Origin of the sequence: Pontiella sp. (assembly GCF_041622395.1) — a bacterium.
In the GTDB taxonomy this organism is placed as follows: domain Bacteria; phylum Verrucomicrobiota; class Kiritimatiellia; order Kiritimatiellales; family Pontiellaceae; genus Pontiella.
Genome location: NZ_JBFJYW010000027.1, coordinates 1 through 19,020 on the forward strand (window position 1 = coordinate 1; position 19,020 = coordinate 19,020).

Annotated in this window: 21 protein-coding genes and 1 pseudogene; 12 read left to right on the plus strand and 10 right to left on the minus strand. The window is 60.2% G+C overall.

What is annotated here, in order from left to right; all coding sequences use genetic code 11:
- Both ABYO54_RS02810 and ABYO54_RS02815 read right to left on the minus strand, forming a co-directional pair.
- Positions 1 to 463 (minus strand): annotated as a pseudogene (locus ABYO54_RS02810) (sulfite reductase); the annotation flags it as partial.
- 12 nt (positions 464 to 475) lie between these two features.
- Positions 476 to 2,272, minus strand: coding sequence for an assimilatory sulfite reductase (NADPH) flavoprotein subunit (locus tag ABYO54_RS02815; protein WP_372806682.1), 1,797 nt, complete (start codon positions 2,270 to 2,272; stop codon positions 476 to 478).
- 148 nt (positions 2,273 to 2,420) lie between these two features.
- Here ABYO54_RS02815 and ABYO54_RS02820 point away from each other — a divergent pair, with 148 nt between their 5' ends.
- From ABYO54_RS02820 to hypD, 12 genes are all read left to right on the plus strand, one after another.
- A complete protein-coding gene (locus tag ABYO54_RS02820; protein ID WP_372806684.1) occupies positions 2,421 to 3,227 on the plus strand; it encodes a 1,4-dihydroxy-6-naphthoate synthase in 807 nt (268 codons plus the stop codon).
- Between the two features lie 50 nt (positions 3,228 to 3,277).
- Entirely contained in the window at positions 3,278 to 4,663 is a 1,386-nt protein-coding gene (locus tag ABYO54_RS02825) for a UbiA-like polyprenyltransferase (RefSeq protein WP_372806686.1), read from the plus strand.
- 42 nt (positions 4,664 to 4,705) lie between these two features.
- Positions 4,706 to 5,509, plus strand: coding sequence for a GxxExxY protein (locus ABYO54_RS02830; RefSeq protein WP_372806688.1), 804 nt, complete (start codon positions 4,706 to 4,708; stop codon positions 5,507 to 5,509).
- Between the two features lie 43 nt (positions 5,510 to 5,552).
- Entirely contained in the window at positions 5,553 to 6,113 is a 561-nt protein-coding gene (locus ABYO54_RS02835; protein WP_372806690.1) for a UbiX family flavin prenyltransferase, read from the plus strand.
- An 84-nt stretch (positions 6,114 to 6,197) separates the two neighbouring features.
- On the plus strand, positions 6,198 to 6,917 hold the full coding sequence (locus ABYO54_RS02840; RefSeq protein ID WP_372806692.1) for a ubiquinone/menaquinone biosynthesis methyltransferase: 720 nt from the start codon (positions 6,198 to 6,200) through the stop codon (positions 6,915 to 6,917).
- Between the two features lie 47 nt (positions 6,918 to 6,964).
- Complete coding sequence (locus ABYO54_RS02845) at positions 6,965 to 7,711, plus strand: menaquinone biosynthetic enzyme MqnA/MqnD family protein (protein WP_372806694.1); 747 nt, start codon at positions 6,965 to 6,967, stop codon at positions 7,709 to 7,711.
- Between the two features lie 115 nt (positions 7,712 to 7,826).
- Complete coding sequence (locus ABYO54_RS02850; RefSeq protein WP_372806696.1) at positions 7,827 to 8,690, plus strand: hypothetical protein; 864 nt, start codon at positions 7,827 to 7,829, stop codon at positions 8,688 to 8,690.
- Positions 8,691 to 8,713: 23 nt separating this feature from the next.
- A complete protein-coding gene (locus tag ABYO54_RS02855) occupies positions 8,714 to 9,928 on the plus strand; it encodes a hypothetical protein (RefSeq protein WP_372806697.1) in 1,215 nt (404 codons plus the stop codon).
- Positions 9,929 to 10,102: 174 nt separating this feature from the next.
- Positions 10,103 to 10,657: a hypothetical protein gene (locus ABYO54_RS02860; RefSeq protein WP_372806699.1), complete on the plus strand. Its 555-nt coding sequence runs from the start codon at positions 10,103 to 10,105 to the stop codon at positions 10,655 to 10,657.
- Positions 10,658 to 10,732: 75 nt separating this feature from the next.
- Positions 10,733 to 11,149, plus strand: coding sequence for a DsrE family protein (locus ABYO54_RS02865; RefSeq protein WP_372806701.1), 417 nt, complete (start codon positions 10,733 to 10,735; stop codon positions 11,147 to 11,149).
- A gap of 75 nt (positions 11,150 to 11,224) precedes the next feature.
- Complete coding sequence (locus ABYO54_RS02870; protein WP_372806703.1) at positions 11,225 to 11,452, plus strand: HypC/HybG/HupF family hydrogenase formation chaperone; 228 nt, start codon at positions 11,225 to 11,227, stop codon at positions 11,450 to 11,452.
- Positions 11,449 to 12,528 (plus strand): hydrogenase formation protein HypD, encoded by a 1,080-nt coding sequence (gene hypD / locus ABYO54_RS02875; protein WP_372806704.1) that lies wholly within the window; start codon positions 11,449 to 11,451, stop codon positions 12,526 to 12,528. Before ABYO54_RS02870 ends, hypD begins: the two co-directional genes overlap by 4 nt.
- On the opposite strand, the gene ABYO54_RS02880 is transcribed toward hypD, so the two are convergent.
- From ABYO54_RS02880 to ABYO54_RS02915, 8 genes are all read right to left on the minus strand, one after another.
- Complete coding sequence (locus tag ABYO54_RS02880) at positions 12,525 to 12,827, minus strand: hypothetical protein (protein WP_372806706.1); 303 nt, start codon at positions 12,825 to 12,827, stop codon at positions 12,525 to 12,527. The two genes, hypD and ABYO54_RS02880, sit on opposite strands and share 4 nt — an antisense overlap.
- A gap of 91 nt (positions 12,828 to 12,918) precedes the next feature.
- Positions 12,919 to 13,323 carry a hypothetical protein gene (locus tag ABYO54_RS02885; protein ID WP_372806708.1) on the minus strand — a complete coding sequence of 135 codons (405 nt, stop codon included), beginning with the start codon at positions 13,321 to 13,323 and terminating at the stop codon, positions 12,919 to 12,921.
- A 182-nt stretch (positions 13,324 to 13,505) separates the two neighbouring features.
- Positions 13,506 to 14,888 carry a nitrogenase molybdenum-iron protein subunit beta gene (gene nifK / locus ABYO54_RS02890; protein ID WP_372806710.1) on the minus strand — a complete coding sequence of 461 codons (1,383 nt, stop codon included), beginning with the start codon at positions 14,886 to 14,888 and terminating at the stop codon, positions 13,506 to 13,508.
- 95 nt (positions 14,889 to 14,983) lie between these two features.
- Positions 14,984 to 16,612: a nitrogenase molybdenum-iron protein alpha chain gene (gene nifD / locus ABYO54_RS02895; protein ID WP_372806712.1), complete on the minus strand. Its 1,629-nt coding sequence runs from the start codon at positions 16,610 to 16,612 to the stop codon at positions 14,984 to 14,986.
- Positions 16,609 to 17,019: a P-II family nitrogen regulator gene (locus ABYO54_RS02900; RefSeq protein ID WP_372806713.1), complete on the minus strand. Its 411-nt coding sequence runs from the start codon at positions 17,017 to 17,019 to the stop codon at positions 16,609 to 16,611. Before ABYO54_RS02900 ends, nifD begins: the two co-directional genes overlap by 4 nt.
- A 9-nt stretch (positions 17,020 to 17,028) precedes the next feature.
- Positions 17,029 to 17,361: a P-II family nitrogen regulator gene (locus ABYO54_RS02905; RefSeq protein ID WP_372806715.1), complete on the minus strand. Its 333-nt coding sequence runs from the start codon at positions 17,359 to 17,361 to the stop codon at positions 17,029 to 17,031.
- A 138-nt stretch (positions 17,362 to 17,499) separates the two neighbouring features.
- Positions 17,500 to 18,324 (minus strand): nitrogenase iron protein, encoded by an 825-nt coding sequence (gene nifH, locus ABYO54_RS02910; RefSeq protein ID WP_372806717.1) that lies wholly within the window; start codon positions 18,322 to 18,324, stop codon positions 17,500 to 17,502.
- A gap of 485 nt (positions 18,325 to 18,809) precedes the next feature.
- A partial coding sequence (locus ABYO54_RS02915) for a hypothetical protein (RefSeq protein ID WP_372806719.1) occupies positions 18,810 to 19,020 on the minus strand: 211 nt, incomplete at its 5' end.

A 19,020-nucleotide genomic window follows, 5' to 3' on the forward strand; every position in this document is an offset into this window, starting at 1 on the left:
ACTCGACCGGGTTGGTGTTGCAAAGCACGTTGCGGTTGACGTCGCCGCAGGCCGCGATCGAGTCGATCATGGCTTGGTTGATGCCTTGGATCAGCGGCTTGATGTTGTGCTTCAGGATGCCGTGATACTGGAAGGTTTGCCTCGTGGTCAGGCGCAGTCCGCCGCCGGTCAGTTCGCGGGCGATCGCATCGATGGCCTTCCATTGGGCGGCGGAGATGACGCCGCCGGGCACGCGGGCGCGCAGCATGAAGCTGTAGAGCGGTTCCAGTTTTTGGTGGCGGCGCTCGTCGCGCAGGTCGCGATCGTCCTGCTGGTAAAAGCCGTGGAACTTGGACAGTTGCGTGTCGTCGGCCGGCAGGGCGCCCGTGGAACGGTCCTGCAATCCCTCTTCAATGGTTCCGCGCAGATGGCGGCTCCGCGCCTTGATGTGTTCGACTTCGGTCAGTTGATAATCTTCGTTCATGGGAAAGGTCTCCTAGTATACATCCTTCTGGTAGCGGCCGTCTTTGCGGAGCTGGACGAGATACTCCTCGGCTTCTTCCGCGCTGTAGCCGCCCTTTTCTTGGACGATATCGAGCAGCGCCTGGTGCACGTCGCGCGCCATGCGCGATTCGTCGCCGCAGACATAGATATGCGCGCCGCGCTGGATCCAGTTCCACAGCTCGTTGGCCTGCTCGGCGATGCGGTGCTGGACATAGACCTTGCCGGCCTGGTCGCGCGAAAACGCCAGGTCGACTTTGGTCAGCACGCCGTCGGCCATAAACTCCTGCCATTCGGTTTGGTAGAGAAAGTCCTCGGTAAAGTGGGGGTTGCCGAAAAAGAGCCAGTTTTCGCCGGGGGCTTCGCGGGCGGCCCGCTCCTGCACGAAGGCGCGGAACGGGGCGATGCCCGTGCCCGGGCCGATCATGATGACGGGTTTGGAGCCGTCTGCCGGCAGCCGGAAGTTGTCGTTCGATTCGACATAGACCAGCACGTCCTCGCCCTCCTTGAGGCGGTGGCCGAGATAGCCCGATGCGCCGCCGAGGTGGTAGTGCCCGTGGGCCTCGTATTCCACCACGCCGATCGTTAGGTGGACCTCTTCCTCGACCTCCGCTTGGCTGGAGGCGATCGAGTAGAGGCGCGGCGTCAGCTTCCGCAGCAGGCCAACAAAGGCCTCCGCGTCGACGGCGGCGGGGAATTCCCGGATGACGTCGATGATCTGCCGCGTTTCCACGTAATCGCGCAGCGATTCGGTTTCGGCCGCGATGGTGCGCAGTTTTTCGTTTCCGCACAGCTCGGCATAGTCGGTGACGAACGCCGGATGCAGCAGGGTCAGTTCGAAGGTCTCGGTGAGCGCTTCCTTGACCGGTTTCGGTTCGTCGTGCACGTGTACCGTTGCCGCCGGGTCCATTTCGAGCAGAGCCAGCAGGTCGTTCACCAGCTCCTCGTCGTTCTTGAACCAGACGCCGAGCGCGTCGCCGGGCAGGTAGCCGAGGCCGGAACCTTCCAGATCGATCTCGATGTGGCGGATATCCTTTTCCGAATGGCGGCCCGTGATTTTCTGGCAGGTGAGCAGGCGGGTCTTGAGCGGCTTCTTGCGGCTGTAGTGCGCGGCCGGGACCGGGGCGCCGCCGAAGGCGGGCGCGGTTGCCGGGGCGGCAACTTCCGGCATGATCGCCTTCATGGCTTCGACCGCCTTGGGGATCCACGCCTCGGCGCCGTCGTCGAAATCGACGTCGAGGTCAACGCGCTCGAGCACGCGTTTTCCGCCCAGCGCTTCGAGGCGGGTGTCGAAATCCTTGCCGGTTTTGCAGTAGAACTCGTAGGAGCTGTCGCCGAGGGCCAGCACGCAGAAATGGAAGTCGTCCAGCTTCGGCGCCTTGGTCGAATGGAGGAATTCCGCCAGCGCCTGGGCGTCGTCCGGCGGCTCGCCTTCGCCCTGCGTACTGATGACGATCGCGACCTGCCGCAGCTTCTTGAGGTTCTTCTCCTTGAACTTGCCCATCGAAACCAGCTCGGTGGCAAGGCCCGCCTCGCGGGCGGCCTCGTCCAGCTCCTCGGCAACCGAGCGGGCGTGCCCGGTCTGCGAGCCGTAGAGGATGGTCAGCGCGCGGCCGGCTGCGTCCGCCGGCGCTCCGGCGGGGAGGAGCTGTCCGCCGGCCTGCACGCCGAGGCCGGTGAAGTATCCGCCCACCCACGCGAGCTGTGCGGGCGAGAGGCTGCCGGCCAGCGCGTTCAACTGCTCCAGCAGTTGAGCATTCAATCCCGCTCCTTGTGTTGGCTGTGTTGACATTGTACGATCGGTCCTTGTTTGAAATCCTGACATGGCTCTTTTGTGTTGATGCAATGCAGAATAGCTGAAAAGATGATCGGGTCAATCATGTATTTGAATAAACGGTACGTGATTTGCACGATTTATAGACCTGCAAGGGTGCCCGTATATGAAAGAACGCCCCATAAACATTGGTTATTCCACCTGCCCGAACGACACGTTTATCTTCTGCCAACTGGCGCGGCAACCCGATGTCGCGACCCATCTCCACGACGTCGAAACGCTCAACCGCTGGGCGTTCGAGGAAAAACTGGACGTCACCAAGCTCTCGTTCCATGCCTGGCTGCTGGTGCGGGATAAATATGAACTGCTGCCGTGCGGCGCCGCCCTGGGGCGGGGCTGCGGGCCGCTGGTGATCGGCAAGCAAGGCGCGCAAGGTGTTGGTGCGCAACAAGGCGCACACTTGCGCAAGTGTGCCGTACCCGGCGAATACACGACCGCGCATCTGCTGCTGCGCCTGTGGAACCCGGGCATCGAGCAGCGCGTGTTTATGCCGTTCGACCGGATCATGGATGCCGTAGCGGTGGGCGAGGTCGATGCGGGCGTGATCATTCACGAAGGTCGTTTTGTTTATCGGGAGCGGGGATTCGAGTGCCTGCAGGATTTGGGCGAGTGGTGGGAATCGACCACCGGGCAACCGATCCCGCTCGGCTGCATTGCCGCCAAGAAGAGCCTGGGTGCGGACCGGATCGCCGAGATCGCGCGGCGGCTCAAGGAGTCGATCCAGGCCGCCTTCGACGATCCCGCTTCGACGGAGCAATATGTTAGGCGGCACGCGCAGGAGCTCTCGGGCGAGGTGACGATGAAGCACATCAAAACCTACGTCAACGATTTCACCCTCGATCTCGGCGAAGAGGGCCGCGCGGCCATCGAGGTTTTGCAACGCATGGCGAAAGACGCGGGAATAATTGATTAGCGGCGAATGCAGGAACGGCATTCCATTCGTTGCGGATAGGAGATTTGGATATGATTGGAGTTTTGTTTGCGACGGCGATGGAGGCGAAGCCGTTTCTTGCGCGGGGGATTCCCGAGGGCGTGGTGGTGGAGATCGCCGAAGAGATGGGGCTGGAGGCGGCGCGCATCGCCACCGAAAAGCTGGTGGCGCAGGGGTGTTCCCCGATCATCAACGCCGGGGTTTGCGGGGCGCTCAACAACCGGCTGGAGCGGGGGGCGGTCTACCGCGTGTCGATGGTGAGCATGGAGGAGCTGAAGGCCGCCGTGAATGTGGGCGTGGGGTTTGGGCTCAAGAAGTTGGTTAGCGTCGAGCGGCCCGTGTTTGAACCGGAGCGCAAGCGCGCGCTTTCAAAGTACGGCGATCTCGTCGATATGGAGGGCTATGCCGTCGCCCGCGTCTGCGAGGAGCACTCCATCCCGTGCATTCTGATCAAGGGCGTCACCGATTTCGGCGACGGCACCGGCAAGGCCGATATCCAAAAACACATCGCACCGGTCTCCGAAACCGTGGCCGAAGCGGTTTTCCGGTGTCTGGAAAAACCGGCGCCGAAGGCGGACGGAAAACCCGCCGGTCTTTGGGCCAAGCTGCACTCCTTCACGAAGGTGGAGCACACGATCTTCAGCCTGCCGCTGCTCTTTGCCGGGGCATGGATCGGGGCGGGGGGGCTGCCGTCGATCAAGGCGTTGCTGTTGATTGCGTTGGTCGGGCTCGGTGCGCGCACGTTCGGCATGGCGGTCAACCGCATTCTCGACAAGGAGATCGATGCCCAAAACCCGCGCACGAAAAACCGCGAACTACCCGCCGGCACGCTTTCGCCGGCGGCGGGCTATGGCGTGGCGGTTGCGGGCCTTTTGGTCTACTTCGTGGGATGCGCCTTGCTCGGCCCGACGGTCTTGAAGCTATCGTGGTTCCCGCTGATTCCGCTGGCGGTCTATTCGTTGCTGAAGCGGTTCACGCCGTTGTGCCACTACGGCATCGGCGTCGCGCTGGCCATGGCGCCGCTCGGCGCGTTCGTGGCGGTGACCAACTCCGTCGCCTTTCCGCCGGCCCTGCTGCTGTTGGCCGTTTTCACCTTCTGTTGGATCAGCGGGTTCGACATCATCTATGCGCTGCTGGATATCGAGTTCGACCGCGCCCACAAGGTCCGCAGCATACCGGCGGCGCTCGGGCCGCTGGGGGCCCAGTTCGCGGCCGCGGCCACGCATCTGGTTTCGTTTGCGGCGCTGGTGATGCTTTGGATGGGCACCGACTCGATCCTGTCCACGATCGCGCTGCTGGTTTCGGCCGGGGCCTTCGGGGCCGCCTACTTGCAAAGCATCCCCGTTCCGGTTAGGTTTTTCCCGATCTCCGCCATCGCGGGCATCGCAGGTGCACTCGTCGTGCTTTTGGGGGGATGATTTGCAACGAATGTAGGAAAAACAACGAATCAATTTCTTGGAATGAAACCTCTGCTTCACAATTCAGATGTGATTTATCCGGAGTTGTCCTATTCAATTGTTGGGGCTGCCATGGATGTTCACAACGCTCTTGGCCCTGGTTGGCATGAATGGGACTACCATCGAGCAATGATTGAAGCGTTGCGAAAACGAGGCCATGCAGTGGTGAGTCATGACCGAAAGAGTTTGGTTCATCGAGGTGAGGTGGTGGATCATTTCGAGTTGGATTTGTTGGTGGATGATTCGGTCATTCTGGAGTTGAAGCACATCAAGTCGGTATTTCACCCAGAGCATTATGTTCAGATCATCAACTATCTTAAGCGCTGGGAAAAGCGGTTGGGTATTTTGATCAACTATGGCCTGGAGCGTTTGAGCTCTCAAAGAGTTCCATACGATTCGGCAAGTGCAGATGTGCATGTAAGTGGGAAATGGGAAGAATTGCGGAGAAGAATGCCTGTCTTGTGTGACCGCGTTATTCAAGGAGTGGACAATGTTCTGGCGTTACATGACTATGGCTATGGCACAGACGTTTTTAGAAAGCTGTTGGTTGGCGAGCTGGCCCATCTAGGTTGTATGGCTCGGCAGGCCGTTATTCGCCCAGCCCTGGGGGAACTCGTTCTTGATCAACAAGAAGTTGCCTGCATAGACGTTGATTCGAAGTTGCTGGTTTCGGTTTCGGCAACAGGGAGCAATGCTTCGTCGTCGGATTTGGCTTATTTAAAAAGCTACATGAAGCATGCTGGGATTCCGTGTGGTATAGTGATTGATGTCGGAAATCCAGAAATTCAATTAAAAGGAGTACTGTAGTGAATTCGTTGTTTTTCCTACATTCGTTGCAAAAAGGATTATCATGAATTTAATTGTGGCAATGACGGGCGCTTCCGGGGCGCTGGCGACGAAGCTGCTGCTGGAAAAGGCGCAGTGGCCCGTAACGCTGGTGGCCAGCAAGATGGGCCGCGTGGTCTACGAGCAGGAGGCCGGCCCGTTTGCCGAGCTGGAGGCGCTGGCCGCCGAGGTTTGGAAAGATGCCGACCTGACGGCCACCATTGCGTCGGGATCGGTCCCGACGGTGGGCATGGTGATTCTGCCCTGTTCGGCCAACACGCTGGGCAAGGTGGCGGCGGGCATCGCCGACTCGCTGGTGACGCGCGCGGCGCACTGCCAGCTCAAGGAGGGGCGCAAGGTGGTGCTTTGCATTCGCGAGGCGCCGTGGACGCTGATCAATGCCCGCAACGCCGAAACGGTTGCCGCTGCCGGCGGAACCATCATGCCGATGTCGCCGCCGTACTACATGGCGAAGGGGCGCGATCCCAACACCGTTTCCATGGTCGAGATGCTGGGCTACTACTGCGACCACGTCCTCTCCCTGTTCGGGCAGGAGGCGCCGCGGACCTGGGGCGATATCCGATAGCCCTTCCGCGAATCCCGGAAAAACAAGGAATGCTCGGCGGTTGAGTTGGTCCTCGGTTTTCCCTATCATCCGTGGCATTCCATTATGAGCAACCACCCACCAGAGCGCGATACCCTGATCTCCGCGGAGGAAAACCGCACGATGTTCGATCGCATTGCCAAACACTACGATGCGGCGAACCGGGCGATCTCCATGGGAATGGACCGCGCGTGGCGCCGGAAGGCGATTGAACTGCTGCGGCCGTTCCGCGGCGGGCGCTACCTGGATATCGGCACGGGCACGGGGGATCTGGTTTTCGAGATTTTGGACCAGTCGGCCAATGTGCTGGTGGATGGCATCGATCCGGCAAGCGGCATGCTGGATATCGCCAAGGCGAAGGCGGCCCGGCGCGGCTTGGGCGACGCGGTCAATTTCTTCGTTGCGGATGCGCTCGATTTGCCGATGGAGTCCGAGACCTACGACGGGATTGTTTCGGGCTTCTGTTTCCGCAACATCGAACGGCGGCAGAAGGCGCTGGAGGAGATGCGGCGGGTGCTCAAGCCCAAGGGGATGCTGGTGATCCTGGAGGCCACCTATCCGGAGAGTTTTTGGATTCGCCTGGGCTATCGCCTGTATGTGCCGTTGGTCCCGCTGATCGGGAAGGTGCTCGGCGACGGGGGAGCCTATAAATATCTGGTGGATTCGATCGAGGATTTCCCGAAACCCGATACCATCACCGACATGTTCGGCGCGGCCGGCTTTTCCGGGGTCCGCTACCGGTCGCTCACCTTTGGAACCGTCTGTATATTCTCGGGGAAAAAATGAATACAACGCAGCATGGATCCCGCGCGGAATCGACCGCGCCTAACGATATGAAAAGCAATGAAGAATTCGTGTTTGCCGGCGCGCCCTACAGCAACTCGGCGCCGCTGGTGGACAAGCTGACGGAGGTGGATTCCCGCGTGCGGGTGTTCAACGACCATCCATCGAGCCTGGTTCGCGATCTCCTGTCCGGGCGCGCCGACGTGGCGCTGATTCCGGTGGTGCACCTTTTCGCCCATCCGGAGCTGGTGATGCTCGAAGGGCTGGGCGTGGCCGCCGACGGTCCGGTTCAAAGCGTGTTGCTCAAGTGCAACAAGAAGATGGGGCGCATCAAGACGGTTGCGCGCGACCCGGCTTCGGCCACCTCCAACGCATTGGCCGAGCTGCTGCTGACCAGATATTTCAAGCAGAAGATCGAGATGCTCGACTTCAACGCGGAGGAAACCCCCGACGCCGCGGTCGTGATCGGCGACCGCGCGCTGTGCGCCGAGCCGGCGCCCGCAGGGGATATCGACCTGGCCGAGGCGTGGCAAAAGTGGACCAACCTGCCGTTTGTATTCGCGGTATGGGCCGTCCGCAAGGATTTCGCGTTTATCGACGAAGTGACCGCGATCGCGCACAAGGCGTATGCCGCCGGCTTTTTGGCCACGGAGGAGATTGCCGAGCGGTTTGCCGAAAAGCTTGGGGGCTCGCAGGATTTCTGGGCCGATTACCTCGACAACTCGATCCACTACCGGCTCTCCGCCAAAGATCTCGAAGGCCTGCAGCGGTTCCGGAAGCTCATGGCCAAAGGTTGAGCGGGATGCGGCCGGCCCATGCCGGGCCCGATCCCGAAAAAAAGACGGACATCTGCCGGCGGACGGCGTATCGTTTCGGCATTGCGGTTCGGCGAAGAATTGGGAGAGGGGTCGTATGCGGCGTTTTCCGGTTTTCATGGTTTTGTTCTTCGGGGCGGCCCTCTGCGCGGGAGCGGTGCGCGATTTCCGGACCCGCGACGGGAAGGTGGTCCGCGGCGAACTCTTCGCCTACAACCCGCGGACGGACAAGCTGACCATCGTCACCGAAAAAAAGAAGACGGTGCAACTCAAGGGAAACGACCTCGCGGACGAGGATTACATCCATGTCCGCGACTGGGATTCCGTCCGGCTCTTTTCCCAGAACACCCATTTCCGCATGTATTTCAGCGGACCCGATTCGCTGAACAAGTGGTCCAGGATCCTGTGGCGCCGCCCCCCGGGGAAGGTGGATGCGCAGCAAACCTATCGCATCGACCACAACCGGATGGGATACGGGATCAAATTCGATAACCAGACCGGCTACGACCTGGAAAACCTCGAGATCAAATACAACATTTTCTACCTGCAGGAGCGGATGGACTACTGGAAGGAGGAGAAGGTTCCGGAAATCGTCGTGCGCCCCTGCCGCCTCCGGATGGCGGTCGTCCCCGCCGGCAAAAACCAAAAAATCGCGACCCGGACCGTGGTGCTCCGCCGCAAGGAAATCGCCGCGGCCGGGACGAAGCTGCGCTATCTGGAGGGCGATGGACGTTTCCTGAAATCGCAGATGATCGGCGCGATCTTCCGCATCTCCATCCGAACCCGCAGCGGGCAGGCCGCCGTGCGCGAGATCCGCCTGCCGAAGGAGCTTTCCGAGCACTATGTGTGGGTCGAGCCTACTGCGGAAAACTCGGTATGGCCCGACGACGATCTCGACGAGCGCGAAGCGGTGGCGCGGCCGCCGACCCTCTGGGTGGAACAGGGCGGGCAAGAGGATTGAGGGGAGCAAGGCGGAGCGTGGATATGGCCAAGAAAAAGAACAAACCGTTTTTTGCCCAGCACGCCAAGTCGAGCGCCGCGCTGGCCACGCTGGCCATCCATGCGGTGCTGATTCTCGGTGCCGCAAGCTTCGTGGCGTTCCGGGTGATCACGAAGAAGGATCAGGTCTTCGTTTCCAACGAAGTCAAGCGGCCGCAGTTGAAGCTCAAGAAGCTGCAGGTTCCGATCAAGCTGGAAAAGCGCAAGAAGAAGCAGACCGCCACGCTGCGCAAGCGTCTGGTGGCCAAGCCGCACACCGCCTCCATGGAGATCGCCTTGCCGGAAATTTCCGGGGTGACGAGCGGCTTGGGGCCCATGGACGTGACGGGCGGCCTCGGCTCCGACCTTGGCTTCACGATTCCCGAAATCAACTTTTTCGGCGTAAAGAAAAAGAGCGAGAAGGTGGTGTTCGTGGTGCTGGCGGGCCCGGCATCGACCGCCGGGTCGAACGGCTACCAAAGCCCCAAGTCGCGCATGTGCTTCTACACCTTGCGCGCCCGCCTGAACGACATGGTCGGTCGGCTCCCCGAATACGCCCTGTTCAACGCCACCTTTTTCATGAGCGAAATCACCACGCCCTTTTCCACCAACCTGCTGCTGGCCACGCAGGAAAACAAGGCGCTGCTCAAGGAGTGGGCGTCCACCGTCAATCCGCTGGAGTTGGAGGAAACCTATGGCCCCGGCAACAACTACGAAGGCTTTTGGGATCGCTACATCCAGCTCGATTGGGCGGCGGGCGACCGCTGGGAAGGGCCGGATCTTCCGCCCGTCTACCCCAAGTGGCTCTACCGCTACGAACCCGGGCCCCATATCCGGAAGCATTTCCCGAAAAACGGGGCGCGCCCGAAGATGGAATTCGAGCATTGGAACAAGGCCGTCTGTTTTGCCTTCGAGCAAAAGCCCGACACCATCTTCATCCTGACCACGAACTACATCGGCGAAGAGCCCGGCGTTCTGATCAAAAGCTTCAAGGCCATCTGCCGCGACATCTATGGGCCCGACTCCCGGAAATTCCCCACCATCAACGTCGTGGTGCTCACGCGCGTTGGACGGATTGCCGAGAGCGCCTCCAACGTGCTCGACAACTACATGTCGATCATCAACGAGTTCCGCGGCCGGGGCGAGGTGATCGAGGATATCCGCGACTACATGACCGAAGAGGAGCGGGCGGCCATGGAAAAGCTTGAAGGCGTCTTCTAACCGTCCTCCCGCCGGTTGCGAATGGTGCGGCGGTTCACTGGCGTGTGGGTTTTTTCGTCCCGGGGGGGGCGCGTCGCATCGCATGGGAAACGCTTTGGCATCGTCATTCCATGCAAAAGCCCCTATGTTCGGGTGCCGGTGGTATCGATGCCCGGAGACACGGTAGGTGGAATTATGGAATTTTATATAACAGGCTTTAAGCCCTTCAAGGGACGGCCCAACAATGGGTCGGAAACCCTGGTGAATTCGTTGAGGGCATGCCCGGGTCTGGGGCATGTCAATTTCAAGGTGCTCGATGTGGCCTGGGAAAGTTTCGATGCGTTCTTTCGGGAGCTCGAAGGCGTGGATCTCGCCGGGATCATCGGTTTCGGGGAAGGCAAGGAGCCTTCGATCGTCATCGAGCGGGTGGGGCACAACCTGTCGTCGGGGATCGACGAGTTCGGCGTGTCTAAAGAGGAAGAGGCCATCAACGGCGAATGGGCGCCCACCAACGCCTCCCGGATCCGGATCCCGCCGGGCGGGCACCTCGCCGTCGCGGAGAGTTCCGATGCGGGGCGCTTTCTGTGCAACTACGAGCTCTTCCACATCAACGCGCTCGATGTGGCCACCTCGGCCTTCATCCATTTGCCCGTTCAACAAGATATGGCGGATGACGAATACGTGGCCTTATGGCAACCGACGATTCTGGAAATCGTGCATCATAACTTCGCGCTTGCCGGCAAAGCCTAACCGCCGCCGTGAAGCGTTGACCGAAGTTCCGCGAACCACGCACAGTACGTGCAACAGCAAGAAGGAGAAAATGATATGGGAACCAAAACCGTTTATCTCGCCCTGGTTGGCCTGCTGGTGAGTTGTGGGGTGGTGTCGGCCAAACCGCCGGAAGCCCCTTCGCGGCTCTGCGTCGTTTGGACGAGCGCCGACCCGGACGTTGCCAAGAACGTCTGTTTCATGTACGCGCTCAACGCGAAGAAGGCCGGATGGTTCGACGAGGTTTGTCTGGTCGTCTGGGGGCCCTCCGCCAAGCTGCTCGCCGAAGACCCGGCGCTTCAGGCCGAACTCAAAGCCATGCAGCAGGTCGGGGTCGTGACGGAAGCCTGCGTGGCGTGTGCCCGCAGATACGGGGTCGTCGATGATCTGAAGAAACTCGACCTCGATGTCAAAGGCATGGGCCAGCCGCTCAGCGACCGGCTGAAGGCCGATTGGAAGGTCATCACCTTCTAAGCGGACGCCTCCCGGCAGGGAGCGACCGCGGCGGCATGTTGCAAACATTGAAGCGCCATACATCAAGGAGAAACCATGTGTCTTGCGGTTCCCATCAAGGTGGTTGAGTTGCTCGACGGCCAAATGGCCATCGGCGAGCAGCTCGGTGTGCAGGTCGAGTTTTCAACCGCGTTGCTGGAGGCCGTGACGGTGGGCGACTATGTGCTCGTCCACACGGGCATCGCCATCGAAACCCTCGACGAAGCCGACGCCCAGGAAACCCTCTCGATCTGGAACGAACTCAATTCCGGGTCGGCCGGATGAACGGTTCGAAGGATTTCAAGGATCCGGTCTTGGCGAAAAAGCTGTCCGCCGCAATTGCCGCGGTGGTGGGCGATGCGCCGTTCAGCATCATGGAGGTCTGCGGCGGGCAAACGCATACGATCTACAAATACCGGCTGCGCGAAATGCTGCCGCCTAATTTGCGTCTCGTCTCCGGCCCCGGCTGCCCGGTTTGCGTCACCCCGATCGACTACATCGACAAAGCCGTTTTCCTGGCGCTGGAAAAGGGGGCGACGATCTACACCTTCGGCGACCTGATGCGCGTGCCCGGAACCACCCTGAGCCTGGAGCAGGCGCAGGCCGAAGGGGCCGACGTGCAGCCCGTCTATTCCCCGCTGCAGGCGCTCGCGGCGGCCCGGGAATTTCCCGGCCGGCAGGCGGTGTTCCTTGGAATCGGTTTCGAGACCACGTTGCCCGGCATCGGCCTGCTGATCAAGCAGGCGCAGGAAGCGGACCTCGGCAACCTCTCCGTATTGCTTTCGGCCAAGCGGGTGCCGCCCGTGCTGGAGGCGTTGCTGGCGGGAGGGCAGGCGCGGATCGATGGTTTTGTGACGCCGGGCCACGTCACGGCGATCATCGGAACCAAGGCCTACGACGCGCTCTGCGAGAACTACCACGTGCCCATGGTCGTCGGCGGTTTCGAGCCGCTGGATCTGCTCGGCGCGATCCATCTGCTTTCGAAGGAAATGGTTGCGGGCGGGCAGGGCAACCGCAATGCCTATTCGCGGGTGGTGTCGCACGCCGGCAACCGCAAGGCGCAGGCGCTGCTCGAAGCGGTCTTCGAGGTGAAGGACGACGCGCTGCGCGGGCTCGGCGTGATTCCGCGCGCGGGCTATGCCATCCGCGAGGCCTACGGGCGCTACGACGCGGAGCGCCGCTTCGAGATCGCGACCCGCAGTTGCGAACCCGACGGATGCATCTGCGGCGAGATCCTGTGCGGGGTGAAGGCGCCTGCCGATTGCCCGTTGTTCGGGACGGTCTGCACGCCCGGTTCGCCCGTGGGCTCCTGCATGGTCAGCAACGAAGGCGCTTGCAACGCCGCCTTCCTTTTCGATTAGGCAAAGGCGAGGTTGATGGTCTCGTCGTCGTTTTCGGTAATGCTGTATGGGCCGGAGGGAACGATGCTGAACCCCGCCTTGGCGTGGGCTTCGATGATCTGCTTTTCCACCTCTTCGGCCACGGCGGGCTCGCAGTCGGTGTGGGTGAACATTTTCAGCGCCATCGGCCGGTTGGTGAACTGCAGCAGAAAGGCGGAATTTTGCACGAAGACCAGGTCGTCGTAGGCATAGGTCACTTCCAGCCCGAGGTCGGCCAAAAGGGCGGTGATTTTCCCGAGGGGTTTTTCAATCGTTTCCATGTTCTCTTCCTGCGAATCCAACCCCGAAGACACGGAGGCCAGGCTTTTGTAAGCGGGGCGTTCTTGGTGCCTTCGTGGTTGGTTCTTTTTTTTACGCGGCGATGAGCTTTGCGGCCCAGGCCTGGATGGCTTCGGCGGTTGCGATCATTTCGGGGATCGCTTCGGCGGGCGGTTCGGTGCGGTGGTAGCCGGCAAAAACCGGGCAGATGTTTTGGTAGGACTCGAACTTGCGCAGCTGGTCGGCGATGGATTCGTCGATGCCGCCGACTTGGTTGGCCGCGTCGATCAGGTCGGTGAAGGTGTGGTTGTCGGCCAGCTTGCCCTTGGCCATGAGCGCGCCCATGACGTGCTTTTCGATGGCGAGGCCGATGATGTTGTAGAGGATTTCGGCGGTAAAGACGGCCGGGCGCTTGATGCCGCCGCGCGCGGTCTTGAGGTATTTGTCGCCTTCGTTCATGAAGTCGGAGTAGTCGGTGTTGCGATATTCGGCGGTCATTGTGGTCTCCTTCCGGGGATTCCGGAAAAGCAGCTTGCCGTATAAGGGGGAAATGGAACCGGGACGCGGGGCGCAAACAGAGGAGGAGAGAGATTTCTGTTATGAGGCAATGTCATAAACCCGCGCCCCGGTTCCAAAGTGTTTCCGCTCCCGCCTCCGGAACAGGCGGGAGCGATTGGTGATTACATCACCAGTTCGAACTTACATTCGTCGGCATCGCGGTCGATCTTGTCCATGATGGCGCCGAGCATGAGTTCGAGCAGGCGGATGCCGCCCTTGTAGCCGACGGTCGGGAAGTAGCTGTGCCCGATGCGGTCGAGGATCGGGAAGCCGTAGCGTACGAACGGGATGTCCTCGTCGCGCGCGATGTACTTTCCGTAGGTGTTGCCCATGAGCAGGTCCACCGGCTCGTTCTTGATCCACTGGTGCAGCTGGAAGATGTCGGCCTGTTTCCCGTTCATCACATTGACGTTCGGGGCCTTTTCGGCGCAGAGCTCCTTGATCTTGCCGGTGAACTTCTTGCCGGGCGTGCCGGATACGATGTGCGTCGGGATCATGTCGAGGTCGAGCAGGAACTCGGTCAGCGGGAGCAGCTGGTCGGGGTCGCCGAAGAGCGCAACCTTCTTGCCGTAGAGGTACTGCGACATGTCGGTGATGACGTCCACCAGGCGGCCGCGTTCCGTGATGAAGGAATCCGGAATGGAAACTTTCGCCGCGCTGGCCAAGGCCTGTACGAACCGGTCCGTGGCACCGAGGCCGACCGGAATGTCGAGGACTTCGTACGGCACCTTGAACTTGCTGTCGAGCAGCTTCGCGGCGTCTTCCGATGCCCAGGCGCCGCAGGCCAGCGTCTTGATGCTGTCGCCGGAGGAGGCGATGGCTTCGACGGTGGCGCCGCCGGCGGGGTACATCTTGAATTCGCCGGTCTGGGGCGAGTCGACCACGTCGGAGGTGTCCGGGTACATCACGATGTTGGCGCCCATGGCTTTCGCGATCTCCTTGAGTTCGCGCATGTCGGACGGTTCAACCCAGCCCGGCAGGATGTTCACCTGGTCGATCGCGGTGCCGGTGTGCTGGGCCAGGCCCTTGACGATGCCGGTGCACATGTTGGCGAATCCGGTGATGTGCGAACCCACGTAGGACGGGGTGTTGCAGAAGATCACTTTCTTGCCGTCCGGGATCTTTCCGTCGGTGGTGGCCTTGTCGACGATCTGGTTGATGTCGTCGCCGATGGTCTCGGAAAGGCAGGTCGTGTGGATGGCGACCAGGTCCGGATCATAGATGGTGAACATGTTGGTCAGGGCCGCGAGCAAGTTGGCCTGGCCACCGAACACCGAGGAGCCTTCCGTGAAGGAGCTGGTTCCGGCCATGACCGGATCCTTGTAGTGGCGGGTCAGGACGCTGCGGTGGTACGAGCAGCAACCCTGCGAGCCGTGCGAGTGCGGCAGGCAACCGTGGACGCCCAGTGCCGCATACATGGCGCCTACCGGCTGGCAGGTCTTCGCCGGGTTGACGGTGAGCGCTTTGCGTTCCGTGATTTCTTTGGGGGTGTGTCTTAAGAGCATTTTCTTTCTCCAGATATAGGGTTCAAGAGTTGGAAGGGTTGAAGGGTTGAAGAGCACCTTTACACTCTGGAACCCTTGAACCTTTAACCTTTCATTTAGGCGACATATTCCGCGCAGATGCAGGGATCGGTTTCCTTGGTGAGCCACGGGGCCTTGATCTTCTTCCAGATGGTGGTGCTGAGCATCTTTTCGATGTCGGCGTAGAAGTTCTTGGCGCCTTCGAATCCGGCGTAGGGTCCGCCGTAGTCGTAGGAGTGCAGCTGCTTGAGCGGAATCCCCGATTTCTGGACGACATATTTTTCCTTGATGCCGGCGCAGAAGATGTCGGGTTTGTAGAACTCGATCAGCTTTTCGGTTTCCCAGTGGGTGATGTCGTCGACGATCAGGGACTGGTCGGCCATGTCCGGGGCCATGCCGCGGTAATCGCTGATTTCCAGACCTTTTTCCTTGAGGGCTTCGAGCTTCTCTTCCGTGGCCCGCGGGTTGAAGCGGGTTTCGTCGGCTTCCACCTTGATCTCTTCGATGTTGCGGCTGTCGGCGTCCACCTTGATGGTCGGCAGCACTTTGCGGCCTTCGTAGTCGTCGCGATGGCCGAACTCGTAGCCGGCGGAAACGGTTTTCATTTCCAGCTCCTTGAAGAGTTCCTGGTAGTGATGCGCACGGGAACCGCCCACGAACAGCATCGCCACTTTGCCGGCGGTCTTGGCGCGGGCCATCGTTGCGCGGTCGAGCACCGAAGGCATCTCCTCGGCAATCACCTCTTCGATCTTCGCCTTGAGCGCTTCGTCTTCGAAGTATTCGCCGACTTTGCGCAGCGCCTTCGCGGTGGATTCCGCGCCGATGAAGTTGACCTTGAACCACGGAATCCCGAACTTGGTTTCCTGCATTTCGGCCATGTAGTTGATCGAGCGGTGGCACATCACCAGGTTGAGGTCGGCCATGTGCGAGTTGGCGAACTTGTCCATGGTGGAGTTGCCCGAGAAGGTGCAGATGATGTCGATGCCGCACTTCTTGAAGATGCGGTCGATTTCGAAACCATCGCCCCCGATGTTGTACTCGCCGAGCAGGTTGACGGTGTATTTGCCGGCCGGTTTGGTGTCGTCCAGGCCAATCACGTGGCGGAAGAGCTGGTTGTTGGCGATGTGGTGGCCAGCGGACTGGGACACCCCTTTGTAGCCTTCGCAGCTGAAGCCGAAGACGTTGCAGTCGCCGAGCTTTTCCTTCATCTCGCGCGATACCGCATGCACGTCGTCGCCGATCAGGCCGACGGGGCAGGTGGAGAACACGCCGATCGCCTTGGGCTTGAAGATGTCGTAGGCTTCCTGAATGGCCTGCTTCAGTTTTTTCTCGCCGCCGAAGACGATGTTCTCGTCCTGCATGTCGGTGGAAAAGCAGTAGTTCATGAAGTTGTCGCCGTCCACGCCCGGGTCGGTTTGGTTGCGGCGCGTCAGCCAAGCGTAGAAGCTGCAGCCGATCGGGCCATGAACCAGGTTGACGATGTCGCGGGTCGGTCCGAGCACCACCCCTTTGCAGCCGGCATAGGTGCAGCCGCGCTGGGTGATGACGCCCGGGATCGTGCGGACGTTGGACTGGATTTCCTGATCCAGTTTCGGGTCGTTGATGACCATCGATTTCGCGCGCTTGCGGGCGATTTTCGGCGGGTATTTCGCAAGGATTTCTTCCTTCACTTTCGAAGGATCCGGTAATTTGGTTTCTTCGCTCATTCCAAACCTCCTGAGGAGTCGAGGACGTTGCCGCCGCAGGGGCCTTCAGCGGTTTCGCCGGTTCTTACGCGGGTTGCTTCCAAAATCGGCAGGACGAAAATTTTTCCGTCGCCCGAGCTGCCGGTCTGGTTGGTTTTGATGATGGTATCGACGGTCTTTTCCACCCAGTCGTCGGAGACCACCACGGTGATCAAACGCTTGGGTACCAGGCGCGGACCTTCGCCCAGCTGGGCGATCGCTTCCTCGGCACCTTCCTCGGCGCCGTGCAGGATGCGGAAGTCGACCATTCCTTTGCCGCGGCCCTGGACGCGCCCGGTCGCGGTGAAGGAGCTGATGCCCGCTTCGTTCAACGCACGCTTGGTGTCGTTGATTTTGTTCATTCGAATGACTGCCATTACTTCTTTCATGACGGCCTCCTAGTCTTCTTTTACGCCGGAACTGATCGTGTAGATGCTCTCAACGGGGGAGATGAAGATTTTGCCGTCGCCGAAGTTGCCGGTGGCGCTCGTCTTGGCGGCGGCCAGGACGGTCTTGACCACGAAATCCTTGTCGGCTTCCGGAACCACCGTCATCAGCATTTCCTTGGGCAGCTCGTCGTAGGTGACTTCGCCGACCTTCAGGCCGCGCTGCTTGCCGCGTCCGAAGACCGGAACCTTGGTGACCGCCGGGTAGCCGGCTTCGAGCAGGCATTTCATTACTTCGTCGGCCTTTTCCGGGCGAACGATCGAGCGTACGAGTAGTTTAGACATGGTTTTTCTCCTGGTAGTTTTTCAATTGGGTCAAAAGGTTGAAGGGTTGAAGGGTTGAAGGGTTAAAGAGTTGAAGGGGAGGTTCTTCCTGTTGAACCCTGCAACCCTCTAACCGTTTCAACCGGCAGCGCCGCTGCCTTATGCATCGAATCCGTATTTCACCATCAGCTCTTCGAGGTCTTCGATTTCGAGCGGCGTCGGGATAACGCGCATTTCGTTGTCGTTGATCTTCTTGGCGAGGGCGCGGTACTCGTCGGCCTGGCCGGATTCCGGCGCGAAATCGATCACGGTTTTGCGGTTGAGCTCGGCGTGCTGGACGATGTTGTCGCGCGGTACGAAATGGATCATCTGGGTGCCGAGGCGGTTGGCCAGCTCGGTGATGAGTTCGAGTTCGTTGTCGCATTTGCGGCTGTTGCAGATCAGGCCGCCGAGGCGGACGCCGCCGGCATCGGCGAACTTCACGATCCCCTTGCAGATGTTGTTGGCCGCATACATGGCCATCATTTCGCCGGAAACCACGATGTAGATCTCTTCGGCTTTGCCTTCGCGGATCGGCATGGCGAATCCGCCGCAGACCACGTCGCCGAGTACGTCGTAGAAAACGTAGTCGAGTTTCTGGTCTTCTTCATAAGCACCCAGCTGTTCGAGCAGGTTGATCGAGGTGATGATGCCGCGTCCGGCACAGCCGACGCCCGGTTCCGGTCCGCCGGATTCCACGCAGCGGGTTGCCCCGAAACCATCCTTGATGACATCGTCGAGTTCCACGTCTTCGCCTTCTTCGCGAAGGGTGTCGAGCACGGTCTTCTGGGCCAGGCCGCCAAGCAGCAGGCGAGTGGAGTCGGCCTTCGGATCGCAGCCTACAACCATTACCTTGTTGCCCGCTTCCGCGAGTCCGGCCACGGTGTTCTGCGTGGTTGTGGACTTTCCGATTCCGCCTTTACCGTAGATTGCGATTTTTCTCATGGTACTTCTCCTTGGTTGTTGTCTTGGTTTCCAATTTCAGTTCGAGTGTTTTGCTTTCCAAATGGTGCCACCCCCTATTGCAACAGGTGTGCCATCGGGCCTGAGGCGGGTTGTCGGGGTTGGTAAGTGCTTGTTGTGCAGTTCTTAAGCGGGTTCGCGGTCGCGGCGGCGCCCCGGAGCGCCGGGGCCCGCCCCCCGGAAATTTATTTCCGGAAGTCCGGCGGGTTCGGTCGGCGGGGGGGGCAAGCGTGGGTAAAGCAACGGCTTAGGCGGAGTTTCGACATTTTTTTCCGCCCCTTAAACCCCGGTGGAAACATATTTCCAAAACGGCGCGATCGCACCGGCCGCGCGTTTTCCGCGAATCGTGGAAAGTCAGCATGTTGAAAAAGGGCGGGGGTTGCGCGAATTATCCATCTGTTTGCCGCTTTTTCCCATGGTTGTTTCCCTGCGGCTATCTATTATGGATAGCTAGTTCATAGTTTAGATTAAAGGCAGTAGTCTCTGCTCGCATTGTTCGGCTGGATATCTATAGTCGAACAATCTGCAAAGATGCCGGCATGGGCCCAGGTGGGTTGTGCCGTTGTAGGTTGTGTTGAGAAAACCCCAAGGAGGTTGTGATGGGAATTGTTGATATTATTGTATTCGTTGCATTTGTTGCGGCGGTGCTTTTTGTTGGCTTGTACAAGTCGAAGGGCG

Excerpts from the sequence above, each read along its gene's own strand:
- ABYO54_RS02860 (WP_372806699.1), top strand. The coding sequence starts at position 10,103 with ATGGAATTTTATATAACAGGCTTTAAGCCCTTCAAGGGACGGCCCAAC.
- ABYO54_RS02845 (WP_372806694.1), top strand. The coding sequence starts at position 6,965 with ATGAAAAGCAATGAAGAATTCGTGTTTGCCGGCGCGCCCTACAGCAAC.
- ABYO54_RS02815 (WP_372806682.1), bottom strand. The coding sequence starts at position 2,272 with ATGTCAACACAGCCAACACAAGGAGCGGGATTGAATGCTCAACTGCTG.
- ABYO54_RS02880 (WP_372806706.1), bottom strand. The coding sequence starts at position 12,827 with ATGGAAACGATTGAAAAACCCCTCGGGAAAATCACCGCCCTTTTGGCC.
- ABYO54_RS02835 (WP_372806690.1), top strand. The coding sequence starts at position 5,553 with ATGAATTTAATTGTGGCAATGACGGGCGCTTCCGGGGCGCTGGCGACG.
- ABYO54_RS02840 (WP_372806692.1), top strand. The coding sequence starts at position 6,198 with ATGAGCAACCACCCACCAGAGCGCGATACCCTGATCTCCGCGGAGGAA.
- ABYO54_RS02870 (WP_372806703.1), top strand. The coding sequence starts at position 11,225 with ATGTGTCTTGCGGTTCCCATCAAGGTGGTTGAGTTGCTCGACGGCCAA.
- nifH (WP_372806717.1), bottom strand. The coding sequence starts at position 18,324 with ATGAGAAAAATCGCAATCTACGGTAAAGGCGGAATCGGAAAGTCCACA.
- nifK (WP_372806710.1), bottom strand. The coding sequence starts at position 14,888 with ATGCTCTTAAGACACACCCCCAAAGAAATCACGGAACGCAAAGCGCTC.
- ABYO54_RS02820 (WP_372806684.1), top strand. The coding sequence starts at position 2,421 with ATGAAAGAACGCCCCATAAACATTGGTTATTCCACCTGCCCGAACGAC.
- ABYO54_RS02855 (WP_372806697.1), top strand. The coding sequence starts at position 8,714 with ATGGCCAAGAAAAAGAACAAACCGTTTTTTGCCCAGCACGCCAAGTCG.
- ABYO54_RS02885 (WP_372806708.1), bottom strand. The coding sequence starts at position 13,323 with ATGACCGCCGAATATCGCAACACCGACTACTCCGACTTCATGAACGAA.
- hypD (WP_372806704.1), top strand. The coding sequence starts at position 11,449 with ATGAACGGTTCGAAGGATTTCAAGGATCCGGTCTTGGCGAAAAAGCTG.
- ABYO54_RS02900 (WP_372806713.1), bottom strand. The coding sequence starts at position 17,019 with ATGAAAGAAGTAATGGCAGTCATTCGAATGAACAAAATCAACGACACC.
- ABYO54_RS02850 (WP_372806696.1), top strand. The coding sequence starts at position 7,827 with ATGCGGCGTTTTCCGGTTTTCATGGTTTTGTTCTTCGGGGCGGCCCTC.
- nifD (WP_372806712.1), bottom strand. The coding sequence starts at position 16,612 with ATGAGCGAAGAAACCAAATTACCGGATCCTTCGAAAGTGAAGGAAGAA.
- ABYO54_RS02865 (WP_372806701.1), top strand. The coding sequence starts at position 10,733 with ATGGGAACCAAAACCGTTTATCTCGCCCTGGTTGGCCTGCTGGTGAGT.
- ABYO54_RS02825 (WP_372806686.1), top strand. The coding sequence starts at position 3,278 with ATGATTGGAGTTTTGTTTGCGACGGCGATGGAGGCGAAGCCGTTTCTT.
- ABYO54_RS02905 (WP_372806715.1), bottom strand. The coding sequence starts at position 17,361 with ATGTCTAAACTACTCGTACGCTCGATCGTTCGCCCGGAAAAGGCCGAC.
- ABYO54_RS02830 (WP_372806688.1), top strand. The coding sequence starts at position 4,706 with ATGAAACCTCTGCTTCACAATTCAGATGTGATTTATCCGGAGTTGTCC.